The organism is Rhizobium ecuadorense, from assembly GCF_001187535.1.
In the GTDB taxonomy this organism is placed as follows: Bacteria; Pseudomonadota; Alphaproteobacteria; order Rhizobiales; family Rhizobiaceae; genus Rhizobium; species Rhizobium ecuadorense.
The window spans coordinates 1-298 of record NZ_LFIO01001510.1 but is presented as its reverse complement, the minus strand read 5'-3'; the positions used below and the strand labels follow the sequence as shown (position 1 = coordinate 298).

Genomic DNA, 298 nt, shown 5'->3' with positions numbered 1-298 from the left:
CTTCCCTGGTAGTCGAAATCGCCGCGGGCGGCATCGCCCTCGCCGAAGCGGGGAATGAAGATCCCGCCCGACGGATTGTAGAACGGGTCGGTCGGCGCGGACTCGTCGACCGCCCAACCCCTCGCCTTCGAAAAGGACCCAAAGGCGAGGCACGGAAGCTGGTCCATGAAATAGCGGCCGAGAGCGCCCGAGCTGTTGCCGAGCCCATCAGGATGTTTCGCCGACGCCGAATTCAACAGCAGCCGTACGCTCTCTATCGGCGAGGCCGAAAGCACCACCGTCGCGGCGCGCGCGGTCG

The 298-nt window shown here is 66.1% G+C and carries 1 pseudogene; it reads right to left on the bottom strand.

Features of this window, described 5'->3' with window-relative positions:
• A pseudogene (locus tag AF337_RS31185) lies at positions 1–298 on the bottom strand (GMC oxidoreductase); the annotation flags it as partial.